We start from the raw sequence: 13,096 nt of genomic DNA, 5'->3' as shown, positions 1-13,096 counted from the left end.
TCAACCGTATTCCAGATTCTAGGACGCCGGGCCGACTCGCTTCGGATGGGGCTCTACACCAACTTTCTCGACACTACCAACGAATACAGAACGATTTGTTGCAAGCTGGCCTCAATGGTGTCTTGACAATAATCTCAAGCTTTAACCTCGGACCCCAATCTGGCTGGATCGACGGTATCGCATGCACATCTGTTGCACATGCTCCAGGAAAATATTCCAGCAAAGAGGAGGCTGTAAAAGAGATATCGCGCGCATACAAAAAAATCCACTACGACCGCGTCTGCACCTATCACTTGAAGGCGTGGAGGGAGAGACAGCCCTTTCAAAATCCCATCCTAACGATTCAAGACTGCTCCGCAGATGGCAACCCACTTGGCCCCTGGATCCTCTAAAGCATCCGTCATACGAAAGCAGGTCAATAGGCTGCGCGCCACTCTCTGATGACGCGCAGCCTATCTCATTTCCCCCGCGCTTTACCGAGCCCGACTCACACCTCATAGTTGGCACCGGTTTTCAAAATGCAAGATTCCGCATACAAAATCACTTCTTCTGTCTAGGTGGCAGACCTACGATTTTTGTAGTAGAAAGTTCCTCTCAATGCCTTCAATCTATTTCGAGATTGAGAAGAACTTGCATCGGGTTTCATAGAAGCGATATAGATGATACGTTTTGTCCTATCTATATTCCGACATACATCAGGATGCCTCGTCTTTATCGTCATTTCAATAGTCGGCTTGGCCCTTTCCCACATTGCCCCCTTTTTGAACGGTAAATTAATTGACTTCCCGCACGTGGACCTCGTGGACAGGCCCCCTTGTGTAGCTGCACCCGAGGCGCCTCCCCGTCGCCCTCCAGCGCCGGGGTTCCCCTCCATCACGAAGAGGTAATCCCCGTCCGGCCTCGCCGTCTCTGCAACGCCGAGCCTCCCGAGCGACTCGAGGAGGGCGGGCTCGTCCCAGGAGAGTTGACAATACTATAGAGACACGTCCCAAATTAGCTACTCAGTAGTTACTGCTGCTGCGCGCGGCGAGCGGCGCGGCGGGCCCTTGATTCTTGGATCTCCTCCAGATGAGCAATAATCTCGGAGGCGCTCTCCTCGATCGCCTTGCCGTCGGTGCGCACCACAAAGCAACCCAGGCGCTTCATGAGCGCACGGGCTTCCTCGAGCTCGCTGCGCACGCTCTCGGGCGCGGCGTAGGAGCCGGCGACGGCACGCGCATAGTCATCGCCCAGACGGCTATCGCGAATCTCGGAGATCACATCGACGGTCGAAATCAGACCGAATAGGCGCATCGGGTCGACCTCGTAAATCGACTTGGGCGGCTCCATACCGTGCGCCAGCGGAACGTTGGCGACCTTGTAGCCCTGGTAGGCCAAATACATCGAAAGCGGCGTCTTGGATGTACGCGACACACCCAGCAGCACGATATCGGCACCCGAAAGATCATCGCAGCCACGTCCGTCATCGTGCTCGACGAAATACTCCATGGCCTCAATGCGATGGAAGTACCGGTCGTCTGTCTTATGGATTACGCCGGCCACGCCTTTGGGCGGCACGCCGATAAGCGACGACAGCACGGCAAGCGTCGGGCCGATCAGGTCGACCGAGCGAATATGCAGCATGCCCAGATAGTCGAGCACGCGGGCACGCAATGCGGGATCGACGATGGTATGGAACACGGCAATGTCGCGGTGGTCCGCATCGACGCGCTGACCCACAAACGACTTGACCTGCTCCACCGAGGTCACCTTGGGCAGGCGCAATACACGAAAAGCCCCTTCATCAAATTGCCCGGACGCCGCAAGCACCACCTCGCAAGCGGTATCGCCGAGCGAGTCGGAGATAACGATAACGGTGGGACGAGCGGTGACCGGGCAATCCATGCGGGGCTCCTTTTGCGCTTACGCGCAGGCTAGCTTACTTTTTGCGGGCAAGCTCACCGATGTTGGCGATGCCGGAGAAAACGGCCTCGAAGCGGTTGAGCAGCTTAAGGCGATTATCGCGGAGCTGCTCGTCCTTGTCCATGACCATAACCTCGTCGAAGAAACGGTCGATGGGCGCGCGCAGGGCGGCCAGAGCGGCAAACGCGGCCGGGTAATCCTCGGCAGCGAGAGCGGCGTCGACGGCGGTCTGAGCAGCCTCGGAGGCGTCGGCGAGCGCAAGCTCGACCTCGCCCATCAGGCTGCGGTCGTACTCCGTGCCCAGCTCGAGCTTGGAGATATGCGCGGCACGGGCATAGGCGGTCGCCAGGTTGTCGAAGGTCTCGGCGTCGTTCTTGCGGGCCTCGTCGAGGGCGGCGCAGCGGGCGAAGAAGACGGACGGGGCGATAATGTGCACCGCGGAGACGGCGGCAACGGTATCGGCCGGGATCTTCTCGTCGCGGGCCATGCTCACCAGACGGCCGTGGAAGAAGTCGCGAACCTGCTGGGCGACCTCGGCGGCGTCAAACGCAATGCCCTGCTCGGTATAGAGCTCAAGGGCGAAGTCGATGAGCGACGTGGGGTCGATCGGCAGACGATCGCGCAGGATGTTGATGATGCCGATGGCGGCACGACGCAACGCGTAGGGGTCGGAGGAGCCGGTCGGAGGCTCACCGATAGCAAAGATACCAGCAATGGTATCGAGCTTGTCGGCGCAGGCCACGATGCATCCGGCGGTACCCTCGGGCAGCTCGTCGCCGGCAAAGCGGGGACGATAGTGATCGCGAATGGCGTTGGCGACCTCGTCGTTCTCCCCCATCGCGCAGGCGTAGTAACCACCCATCACGCCCTGCTGGCTCGTGAACTCGACGACGGCGTTGGACACCAGGTCTGCCTTGCACAGGTGCGCGGCGCGAGCAGCGTCGGCGGCAAGATGGGCGCCCAGGTGAGCCTCGCGGGCGATAGCGAGCGCGAGCTGCTCGATGCGCTCGGACTTGGCGAGCACGCTACCGAGCTTCTCCTGGAAGGCAACCTTGGACAGACGCTCACGGAACTCGTCGAGGGAGATCTTCAGGTCCTCCTCGTAGAAGAACTTAGCGTCGTCCAGACGGGCGCGCACGACGCGCTCGTTACCGTCGATCACGCGCTCGGCGTTCTCGGGCTTGCTGTTGGAGACGACCACGAACTCACGCGTCAGCTTGCCCTCGCCGTCATAGATCGGGAAGTAGCGCTGGTTGGTGAGCATGGACTCGCAGATAATCTCGTGCGGGACCTTGAGGAACTCCTCGTCGAAAGTACCGACGAGCACCGTCGGCCACTCGCAGAGGTTAATGACCTCCTCAAAGACCTTCTTGGGCGTATCGACATGGCAGCCGGGGCGAGCGGCCTCGACCTCGGAGATACCGGCAAGGATGGCTTCGCGACGGCGCTCGGCAGAAAGCACGCCGGCGTCCTCGAGTACCTGCTCGTAGGCGGCGGGGCTAGCGACAACGTGGTCACCGGGGCCAAGCACGCGATGGCCGCGCGTAGTGTCGCCGCTCGTCACGTCGGCAAACGACACGGGCACAACATCCTCGCCCAGAAGGCAGCAAATCCAGCGGACCGGACGCACGAACGTCGCGTGCTCGTGGCCCCAGCGCTGACTACGGTAGTTGGGCCACTGCAGGCCGGCGATGGTCTTCTCGCACAGGGCCGTCAGGATCGGAGTAGCCGGAGCGGAAGGAATGTTCTTCTCGGCAAAGACGTACTCACGGCCGTCGGTGTCCTCGCGACGGACCAGATCCTCGGCAGCCACACCGCACTTGCGGGCGAAGCCCTGGGCGGCCTTGGTGGCGTTACCGTCAGCGTCGAAGGCGATGTTGGCCGCAGGGCCACGCTTGACCTCGTGAACCTCATCGGTCGCAGTGGCGACGTTGGCCACGAGCGCAGCCAGACGACGCGGACTCGAGATCACGCGGACCTCGCCATGGGCCAAACCGGCCTCGTCGAGGCCCTTGGCGATCATGGTGCCAAGCTGCTTGACAGCATTGTTCAGCGGTGCGGAGGGCATTTCCTCCGTACCGATCTCAAACAGGAAATCCTTAGCGTCTGCCATGGCTTACGCCACCTCGCCTTCCTGGTCGGCATTCTCGTTGACTCCGGCGACCTCGGCCATATAGGCCTCGCAGCACGCCTTGGCGACGGCGCGGACGCGCAGGATGTAGTTGGCACGCTCGACCGCGGACAGGGCGCCGCGGGCATCGAGCAGGTTGAAAGCGTGGCTGCACTTCATGACACAGTCATACGCCGGCAGCGGCAGCTTGCGCTCCAGGCAGGAATGACACTCGGCCTCGTAGTCGTCAAACTTCTGACGCATCATCTCGACGTTGGCGACCTCAAAGTTATAGGCACTGAACTCGCGCTCGTTCTCGAGGAACACGTCGCCATAGGTCATGGGCGTGCCATCGGGCAGGTAGCTCCACACCAGATCGTAGACCGAGTTGACGCCCTGGGCGTACATGGCGATACGCTCCAGGCCATAGGTGATCTCGACGGGCACGGGGTCGACCTCGATACCGCCCACCTGCTGGAAGTACGTAAACTGCGTGACCTCCATGCCGTTGAGCCAGACCTCCCAGCCAAGGCCCCAGGCGCCCAGGGTCGGGCTCTCCCAGTCGTCCTCGACAAAGCGGACGTCATGGTCGTTGGGGTCCAGGCCAATGGCGGCAAGAGACCCCAGGTAAAGCTCCTGGGCGTTGACCGGCGACGGCTTGATGAGCACCTGGAACTGATAGTAGTGCTGCATGCGGTTAGGGTTCTCGCCGTAGCGGCCGTCGGCGGGACGGCGGCAAGGTTGAGCATAGCAGGTGCGCCACTCGGCGGGACCGAGCGAGCGCAGCGTGGTCGCGGTATGGAAGGTACCGGCACCGACCTCAGAGTCATAGGGCTGCATAATGACGCAGCCCTGCTCGCCCCAGTACTGCTGGAGGCGCAGGATGATGTCTTGGAAGGAAAGCGATGAAGCGTTCATGCCTCTAATATCCCCTCGTCGAAACGATTACACGGTTAGGTACTGTACTATAGCGGTTTTTAGTCGATAGCGCCGATGCGGTTGAGCGGCCAGTAGCGCACAAGCGCCACAGCGATCAAATCAGAGCGATCGACGGGACCAAAGTAGCGTGAGTCGCCAGAGTTCTCTCGATTGTCGCCCATTACCCACACACAGTCATCGGGGACGGTGTAGGGATAGCTCACCTGGGCGGCGGGCGCCTGGACCGAAAGCGGCCAGCTCATGCCGGTCGTATAGTCCTCATCGAGCGCCTGGCCGTCGACGACGACCTTGCCGTCCTGAAGGTCGACCGTCTGACCGGCCGTGGCGATGACGCGCTTTACCAGCACGTCATGCTCGGACGTGACATCGGGGTTGTGGAACACCACGATATCACCCTGTTTGACGGGCTGACCGAGCTCGAGGCTCACCTTTTGTGCCAGGATCTGGTCGCCAATCTCGATCGTGTCCTCCATGGAGCCGGTGGGCACCACAAAGGGCTCGACCACAAAGGTGCGAATCAGGAAGGTGGCCACGAGCGCGATTGCGATGACCGCGATCCACTCAAAGGCGCCCCTCAACGCGGAATGCTGCGATGGAACCATTCTCACTCCTCGCTCTGCGAATACGAAGCGTCCAGAATCTCCTGCGCGTATGCGCGCTCCTGGGGCGTAAGCCGCGCCGTCTCGATCAGGTCGGGACGCCAGCGGCAGGTGCGCTCGATGGCATTCTTACGGCGCCAGGCGTCAACTTTGGCGTGATCGCCACTCACGAGCACAGGAGGCACGCCCTCGCCGTTGAACTCGGCGGGACGGGTGTACTGCGCGTACTCGAGCAGGCCTCCGTCCTCGGCGGTCGAGAACGACTCGTCGACGTTGCTCATCTCATCTCCCAGAGCGCCGGGGATGAGGCGAACAACAGCATCGGCAACGACCATGGCGGGGAGCTCGCCGCCCGTTAGCACATAGTCGCCGATCGACAGACGCTCATCGGCATACGCATATGCGCGCTCGTCGACACCCTCGTATCGGCTGCACACAAACAGCAGGCGCTCGCTTTTGAGCAGACGCTCGGCCACATGCTGCGTAAAAGGCTCGCCACAGGGGGTAAAGAACACCACCGTCGGCTTAGGACCCTCTGCGCTAATGGCCTCGATGGCCTCCGCGATAGGCTCGACCTTCATGAGCATGCCCTGCCCGCCGCCGTACGGCTCGTCATCGACGGTACGATGGCGGTCGTGCGTCCAGTCGCGCAGGTTATACGCCTTAAAATCAAAAAGGCCGGCCTTGCGGGCGCGGCCCAAAATCGATGTGGACATGACGGGCTCAAACATCTCGGGAAAGACCGAAAGGGTCTCGATCAGCATGTTGTCCTCCCTACTTGTCCATATCGATCAGGCCGTCCATAACGTGGACGGAAATTGTTCCTTTGTCGGGAAGATCGAGCACAACCTGCTCGATCACGGGAATCAGTACCTCGCCGTACCGATCACCCTCGACAACCCAAACATCGTTAGCGGGCGTCGACATGATCTCGACGATCGTGCCGAGCGAACCGAAGCGCTCGTCGACCACCTCGCGACCCATCAGGTCGGTATAGGCAGCGTCGAGCGAATCGAGCTCAAAGTCTTCACGATTTGCCAGCACGTAGCATCCCGTGATACCCTCGGCGGCCGTCAAGTCGTCAATGCCCTCAAACGAGACCAGATCGCCATCGCCCGTATCAGTGACGGACACGACCGTGCAAAAGCGGTCGCGCTTGAGCGCCGGCGGCGTCAGGGCGACGCGCATGCCCGGCTCTAATACAGAAGGAAGCCCCCGCAGCGGCTGCGCGAGGACCTCCCCCTTCCTTCCGTGCGGCTTGACCACACGGGCGATGTTTTTGTACTGGGACCTCAAGGTCCTAGCCCAGAACCTCTACCTCGACAGCAGTGTCGAGGCGAGCAGCCAGTGCACGGGCGAGCGTGCGAATGGCCTTGATGGTACGGCCACGACGGCCGATGACCTTAGCGACGTCATCCTCGGCGACCGAAACCTCAATCGTAGAGGCGTCATCACCATCGATGACCTCAAGGCTCACGGAATCCGGGTCGTCGACGATCTGAACAACGAGATATTCGACGAGATCGGCGATGCGATCTGAGAGCATTGCCTCACCCTCGAGCTGTGCAGCGTCAACCTCAGGCACGATTTACTCCTCGGCGCCCTCAGCGGCCTCAGCGGCAGCCTTAGCGGCCTCGGCCTCTTTGGCGAGCTGCTTCTTGGACTTCTTGACGACGGTCTCGGTCTTCTCGCCCTCGTTGGCGGCCTTGACCAGAGCGGCGACGGCGTCGGTGAGCTGAGCGCCCTTGGACTGCCAGTCGGCGATCTTCTCGAGGTCAAGGTTGATGGTCTTGGGGGCGGTCATCGGGTTGTAGCGGCCAACCTCCTCGATGATACGACCGTCACGCGGGGCGCGGGAATCGGCGACGACGACACGGTAGTACGGACGCTTCTTAGCGCCGTGACGAGCAAGGCGAATCTTGACTGCCAAAGGAAACTCCTCCAACCAAGCAGCTTTAGGCTGCAACTACAAACAAACAGTTGAACATAATACGCCATCGACGCGGGCAGGTGAAGTCCGTGAGACCAACTTCTTCGGTGTAGTCGAGGGCAAATCCATATCTTAGACAAGAATTCGGGATTTGCAAGCACATACACGCACCCCACATGAGCTGCGCGGTATACTCATGACATGGAAAGACGCGAACATACATACGGTTATGAGGATGCCATGGGCGTCACGCCGCCTCCCTGGACGGGTCCGGCGGTGGGTCTGATGGACCTTGATGCGTTTTTTGCGAGCGTGGAGATGCTCGATCATCCCGAATGGCGCGGAAAGCCGCTCATCGTGGGCGGAGACGCCGATTCGCGTGGCGTCGTGTCCACGTGTTCGTATGAGGCACGTCGCTTTGGCGTGCACTCCGCCATGCCCTCAGCCGAGGCGCGGCGCTTGTGCCCGCAAGCCATTTGGACGCACGGGCACTTTGATCGCTACCGCGAGGTGAGCGCGCACGTTATGGCAATTCTCGCCGACGAGACCCCGCGCGTTGAGCGCGTATCCATCGACGAAGCCTTCATCGATATCACACCGGGTCGCTTTGCGCCCGAAGACCCGCTGCTGGTTGCGCGGCGTATAAGCGATCGCGTGGCAGAGCTGGGAGTGACCTGTTCCATTGGCGTGGGCTGCAACAAGACGGTCGCAAAGATCGCAAGCGAGCGTGACAAGCCGTTTGGATTGACGATTGTGCGCCCCGGAACCGAGCAGCGCTTTTTGGCCGCGCTGCCGGTATCTGCCATGAGCGGCATCGGACGCTCGGCCGAGGAGCGACTGCGCCGCATGCGCATCTACACCCTCGGCGAGCTATCACGTGCGTCGGAGTCCACACTGGCCTCTATTTTTGGCGTCAACGGCGAACGCATGCGCCAGCGTGCGCTGGGACTCGAAATCTCTGAAGTCACGAGTCTCGATGAAGAGCGCGAGGTCAAGTCGGTCAGCAATGAACGCACCTTTGCGAAAGATTTGACTGAGCGTGGGGATATTGAGGCGGCGATTGCGCTGTTGGGAGAGTCAGTGGGACGCCGCCTGCGCCGTCAGGGGCTGACGGGTGCCACGGTAACGCTCAAGCTTAAGTATTCGTATGGCAGCGGGCGTACGGCACAGCGCCGGCTGCCTCATCCGACCGACGATGAGAACATCTTCGTGGCGGTTGCACTCGAACTGCTCGACAACATCTGGCAGGATGGCATGCATGTTCGCTTAGCGGGCATCGGCATGAGCGACTTCGACCACCAAGGCGGCATACAGACTGACCTGTTCTGCGAGATCGATGACCGCGGAGCCCAATCCAGCGACCGCCGCGACCTCTCCGTCGCCATCGACGCCGTCCGAGACAAATTCGGCGACACCGCCCTTTCCTTCGGCCGCCAATCCCGCTTCAACGATTAACCGCCTTTGGGCAAAAAGAAAGCCGGGCAGGTGCGGAAAACCGCACCTGCCCGGCGATATGCGTGAGGGTAGCTAAACCCCGTCTCAAATGAGCTACTAGAGGAGGTTGAGGGGGAGCTGGGGGGCGTCTCCCCAGAGTTTCTCGAGGCGGTAGAAGTCGCGGGCTTCGGGAGTGAAGACGTGGACGACAACCGAACCGTAGTCCATGAGCATCCAAGTCTTCTGCTCGCGGCCCTCGATGGAGAACGGATGCTCGCCGCAAGCCTCGGCGACCTTCTCCTCGATCTCGTCGACAATTGAATCGACCTGGCGGTTGTTGGCACCGGCGGCAAGCACAAAGTAGTCGCACACATCGGAAAGCTCGGTCAGGTCGAGCACCTGAACGTCCTCGCCCTTCTTGTCGTAGGCGGCCTGCGCGGCGGCGCGGGCGACATCCTCGGCGGCGACACCGCTCGCGGACAGCGAGGCGGCAGTGCGGTCGGACGTGGCGGCGAAGCTCTTGTGCTCCACGCCTTCAAGAATCTGCTCGTCGGTCATGGTCTCGTCGGCCATGGAATACCTCTTTCTAGACAGCCCGAGCTAGCGCAGCTGGGCGTAATGGTTGTAAATCGAAATAGCCGTGGGATAAAGATAGCGCCCGGACTGGATCACATAGACCAAACCCTGCGCAAAACAGGAGAAGAACAACTCGTCGAGCGACGACTCCCCCACCATCTTGCGCAGCGCATGGGCATAGTCGCCGTGGCGGTTGGGCTCGATGGCATCGGCCACAAAGACCACCATATCGAGCGGCGTCATGTCGCAGGCACCCACGGTATGACGGTCGACAGCCTGGAAAACGGCCGGCGACAACTCGGGGAAAAGCTGCGGAAGCTCATAGGCGGCAACAGGACCATGCAAAAGCGGCGTCGCGGCGGAAGGAGAGCCGGCAATCTTAATGCCGTAATGCAGAGCGCGCGTAACCAGCTCGTCGTCGGAGAGCACTTTGTCCCAGTCGTGGATCAGACCGGCAGCAGCGGCATCAAAGCGGTCAACGCCGTAGACCTCGGCCAGATGAAGTGCGGTCTCGGCAACACCCAGCGAATGCACATAGCGCTTGCGCTTATCCTTCATGCGAACATCGAGCAGCTCTTGAATGCGCTTGAGCAGCGCGCGCTCATCGCCCTCAAACTGATCCTCTACCGACAACGTAGACCCCCATCACTCAAAATCTTCTTGGCCCAAATCGGCATATAGCCTGCGTTTGCGAATGTAGCCGAGCACGGACTCGCTCGTAAGATAGCGCACGCTCATGCCGCGGGCAACTCGCTTACGAATGTTCGTCGAGCTGATCGCCAGCGCCGGAATCTGAATATAGCGCACGTCGAACGGCAGCCCCGACTCTTTGATTCGGGCACGCGCCGTATCGATATCAAAACCCGGTCGCGTCGCCGCAATAAAGGTAGCAAGCTCAGCGATTCGTTCGGCATCATGCCAGGTCACAATATCGATAATCGCGTCGGCGCCCGTAATAAAGTAGAGCTTTACCTGCGGCGGGTAAAAGTCGCGAAGGGCATGAAGCGTATCGGCCGTATAGGTTACGCCCGGGCGGTCGATCTCGAACCGGCTCGCCAAAAAGGCCGGGTTCGCGGCGGTGGCGAGGACCGTCATAGCATAACGGTCCTCGGCAGGCGTCACCGGCTTGTCAAGCTTAAAGGCAGGAGAGCCCGCCGGCATAAAGAGCACAGCGTCCAAGTCGAGCGACTCGCGCGCCTGCTCGGCGGTCACCAGGTGCCCGTAATGGATGGGATCAAAGGTGCCACCCATAATGCCGAGCCTAAACTCCTGCCCGTCCTCTAGAGGAAGCTCGGGCAAACCGATTCCACCGCGCAGCGACATGGCTTACTCGCCCTCCGAGGTCTCGGCATCGTCCTCGGCATCCGCCGCATCGACAACCTCGACGCCCTCATCCGCAGCATCGACCACGTTAATGGCTTCAACGGCAACGTCCTCGCCAGCATCCTCGAGCTCCTCGTACTCCGAGAAGTCCTCAGCGCCCTCAAAGTCAAAGGCGCGTTGGCAAATGCGGACCTCGTCGCCCGCACGGCAACCGGCCTTCTCGAGCGCGTCGTCAACACCCATACGCGCAAACTTATGCTGCAGGTAAATGACGGCTTCCTCATTTTCCCAGTCGGTCTGAATGACCATGCGCTCGATGGCACGACCGACCACGCGGAAGGCACCGGGCTCTTCCTGGACAATGCGGAAACGCTTCTCACGCTGCAGGCGACGGCGCTCCCACTCATCGTCGCGCAGAACGACCGGCTCATCGGAGACAGCCAACTCGGCGCGCAGCTTAGCCACCTGCTCGCCCACGGCAAGCATCAGCGTGTTGAGGCCGGCGCCCGTAACAGCAGACACGGCAAAGAACATATGGCCATCGTCGAGCGCCGCACGCTTAAGGTCGGCAATCTTGTCAGCCGTGCCCGGCGCATCGCACTTGTTAGCGACGACGATCTGCGGACGTTCCGAAAGCTCGGCGCCATACTGCTCGAGCTCACGGTTGATGATGCGATAGTCCTCGACCGGATCGCGATCCTCAAAACCACCCGTCATATCGACGACGTGCATGATGAGTGCCGTGCGCTCGATGTGGCGCAGGAACTGGTGACCCAGGCCACGGCCCTCGCTCGCGCCCTCGATAAGACCGGGGACGTCGGCAACGACGTAAGAATATTCGCCGGCACGCACCATGCCGAGGTTCGGCACGAGTGTGGTAAACGGGTAGTCGGCGATCTTGGGGCGGGCGGCACTCATGCGCGCAATGAGCGATGACTTACCCACCGAGGGAAAGCCCACAAGCGCGGCATCGGCCATAAGCTTCATCTCGAGCTCGATCCAGTGCTCCTCGGCCGGCTCGCCCAGCTGGGCGAACGCGGGCGCGCGGCGCACCGACGTCACAAAGTGCGTATTGCCGAGACCACCGGCGCCACCAGGGGCCACGACAACGCGCTCGCCATCATGCACCAGATCGGCAATCTCGAACATCGGGGTCTGCGTCTCGGGGTCGAGCTCGCGCACCACGGTACCCATAGGGACCTTGAGAATCAGGTCCTCGCCGCTCTTGCCGTTACGACGGGCACCCTGCCCGTGCGTGCCGCGCTCGGCGCGAAAGTGATGCTTAAAGCGGTAATCGATCAGCGAAGACAGCTGAGCATCGGCCTGGATGACGACATTGCCGCCACGACCGCCGTCGCCGCCATCGGGGCCGCCCTTGGGGACAAATGCCTCGCGCCTAAACGACATGCATCCGGCTCCGCCGTCGCCGCCGCACACGTTAATGCGGCTGATATCGGTGAACTGTGACAACAGAATCGCCTCCTACAAAAAAGAGGGAGACCCTTGAATCCTAAAACTCAAGTGCCTCCCACATATGTGCTCTATGAAGGGTGAATTACGCGTTCGCGAGCGGGCGTACGCTGACCCTGTGCTTGATACCCTTGTGGAACTCAACGGTACCGTCGACCAGCGCGAACAGCGTGTCGTCCTTACCACGGCCAACGTTCTCACCCGGGTGGATGTGCGTGCCGTGCTGACGGACGAGAATCGTGCCCGTGGTTACCGTCTGGCCGGCATAGCGCTTCGTGCCAAGGCGCTGACCGCGGGAGTCACGGCCATTACGGGAGGAACCGAGTCCTTTTTTGTGTGCCATTGTGTATACCTACTCTTTCGTTACGAGTGTAATCTACTCGGCGACGGGAGCCTCGGCAACAGCCTCAGCCTCTGCCTTGACAGCCTTCTTGGCGCGGGAGGTAGCCTGAACCTTCACGATCTTCAGCTTGGTGAGCTGCTGACGGTGACCCTTCAGACGACGATAGCGCTTGCGCTTGTGGAACTTGAAGACCAGCTGCTTCTCGCCCTTGAACTGCTCAACGATCTGAGCGGTAACCTTGGCCTTGGCCAGCTTGTCGGGATCGGTGACGATCTTCTTACCATCGTTGAGGAAGATAACCGGCAGGGTGACCTTGTCGCCCTCATTGCCCTCGATCTTCTCGACGGTGATGACATCGTCGGTGGCGACCTTGTACTGCTTGCCGCCCGTGTTAACGATTGCGTACATGTTTACTTGCCCTTCATGCATCAGTTAGTGCAACAGCCGAATATAGTAGCAGGCGAAAATAC

Annotated in this window: 15 protein-coding genes; 1 reads left to right on the top strand and 14 read right to left on the bottom strand. The window is 60.8% G+C overall.

What is annotated here, in order from left to right:
* Window positions 1-1,008: 1,008 nt before the first annotated feature.
* Genes GPK42_RS02935 through rpsP form a run of 8 tightly spaced genes read right to left on the bottom strand, consistent with a single transcriptional unit; the run spans window position 1,009 to window position 7,480 of the window.
* Window positions 1,009-1,884, bottom strand: a complete 876-nt coding sequence (locus GPK42_RS02935; RefSeq protein ID WP_215693416.1) for a pyruvate, water dikinase regulatory protein — start codon at window positions 1,882-1,884, stop codon at window positions 1,009-1,011.
* A gap of 34 nt (window positions 1,885-1,918) precedes the next feature.
* On the bottom strand, window positions 1,919-4,015 hold the full coding sequence (gene glyS / locus GPK42_RS02930; protein ID WP_215693414.1) for a glycine--tRNA ligase subunit beta: 2,097 nt from the start codon (window positions 4,013-4,015) through the stop codon (window positions 1,919-1,921).
* A gap of 3 nt (window positions 4,016-4,018) precedes the next feature.
* Window positions 4,019-4,930, bottom strand: a complete 912-nt coding sequence (locus tag GPK42_RS02925) for a glycine--tRNA ligase subunit alpha (protein ID WP_006236091.1) — start codon at window positions 4,928-4,930, stop codon at window positions 4,019-4,021.
* A 59-nt stretch (window positions 4,931-4,989) separates the two neighbouring features.
* The gene (lepB, locus tag GPK42_RS02920; RefSeq protein WP_215693412.1) at window positions 4,990-5,553 is read right to left on the bottom strand and encodes a signal peptidase I; all 564 of its coding nucleotides are present in this window, start codon (window positions 5,551-5,553) and stop codon (window positions 4,990-4,992) included.
* Between the two features lie 2 nt (window positions 5,554-5,555).
* Window positions 5,556-6,314, bottom strand: coding sequence for a tRNA (guanosine(37)-N1)-methyltransferase TrmD (gene trmD / locus GPK42_RS02915; RefSeq protein ID WP_117654832.1), 759 nt, complete (start codon window positions 6,312-6,314; stop codon window positions 5,556-5,558).
* Between the two features lie 10 nt (window positions 6,315-6,324).
* Entirely contained in the window at window positions 6,325-6,846 is a 522-nt protein-coding gene (gene rimM / locus GPK42_RS02910; RefSeq protein WP_215693409.1) for a ribosome maturation factor RimM, read from the bottom strand.
* Between the two features lie 4 nt (window positions 6,847-6,850).
* Entirely contained in the window at window positions 6,851-7,096 is a 246-nt protein-coding gene (locus GPK42_RS02905) for a KH domain-containing protein (protein ID WP_171021534.1), read from the bottom strand.
* 42 nt (window positions 7,097-7,138) lie between these two features.
* The gene (gene rpsP, locus GPK42_RS02900) at window positions 7,139-7,480 is read right to left on the bottom strand and encodes a 30S ribosomal protein S16 (RefSeq protein WP_022094749.1); all 342 of its coding nucleotides are present in this window, start codon (window positions 7,478-7,480) and stop codon (window positions 7,139-7,141) included.
* 201 nt (window positions 7,481-7,681) lie between these two features.
* Here rpsP and dinB point away from each other — a divergent pair, with 201 nt between their 5' ends.
* A complete protein-coding gene (gene dinB / locus GPK42_RS02895) occupies window positions 7,682-8,935 on the top strand; it encodes a DNA polymerase IV (protein ID WP_215693407.1) in 1,254 nt (417 codons plus the stop codon).
* 96 nt (window positions 8,936-9,031) lie between these two features.
* Here the strand turns inward: dinB and rsfS are convergent, their stop codons facing one another.
* From rsfS to rplU, 6 genes are all read right to left on the bottom strand, one after another.
* A complete protein-coding gene (gene rsfS, locus GPK42_RS02890; protein WP_215693405.1) occupies window positions 9,032-9,487 on the bottom strand; it encodes a ribosome silencing factor in 456 nt (151 codons plus the stop codon).
* Window positions 9,488-9,514: 27 nt separating this feature from the next.
* Window positions 9,515-10,048, bottom strand: coding sequence for a bis(5'-nucleosyl)-tetraphosphatase (symmetrical) YqeK (gene yqeK, locus GPK42_RS02885; RefSeq protein WP_192934390.1), 534 nt, complete (start codon window positions 10,046-10,048; stop codon window positions 9,515-9,517).
* 87 nt (window positions 10,049-10,135) lie between these two features.
* On the bottom strand, window positions 10,136-10,813 hold the full coding sequence (gene nadD, locus GPK42_RS02880) for a nicotinate-nucleotide adenylyltransferase (RefSeq protein ID WP_055285119.1): 678 nt from the start codon (window positions 10,811-10,813) through the stop codon (window positions 10,136-10,138).
* Window positions 10,814-10,816: 3 nt separating this feature from the next.
* The gene (gene obgE / locus GPK42_RS02875) at window positions 10,817-12,283 is read right to left on the bottom strand and encodes a GTPase ObgE (RefSeq protein ID WP_215693397.1); all 1,467 of its coding nucleotides are present in this window, start codon (window positions 12,281-12,283) and stop codon (window positions 10,817-10,819) included.
* An 85-nt stretch (window positions 12,284-12,368) separates the two neighbouring features.
* Window positions 12,369-12,626 carry a 50S ribosomal protein L27 gene (gene rpmA, locus GPK42_RS02870; protein ID WP_006236075.1) on the bottom strand — a complete coding sequence of 86 codons (258 nt, stop codon included), beginning with the start codon at window positions 12,624-12,626 and terminating at the stop codon, window positions 12,369-12,371.
* Window positions 12,627-12,659: 33 nt separating this feature from the next.
* Window positions 12,660-13,034: a 50S ribosomal protein L21 gene (gene rplU / locus GPK42_RS02865; protein ID WP_035138585.1), complete on the bottom strand. Its 375-nt coding sequence runs from the start codon at window positions 13,032-13,034 to the stop codon at window positions 12,660-12,662.
* Window positions 13,035-13,096: the final 62 nt, after the last annotated feature.

The sequence above is a fragment of the Collinsella aerofaciens genome (genome assembly GCF_018785265.1).
Classification (GTDB): domain Bacteria; phylum Actinomycetota; class Coriobacteriia; order Coriobacteriales; family Coriobacteriaceae; genus Collinsella; species Collinsella aerofaciens_AI.
This window is presented reverse-complemented; position numbering and strand designations above follow the sequence as displayed.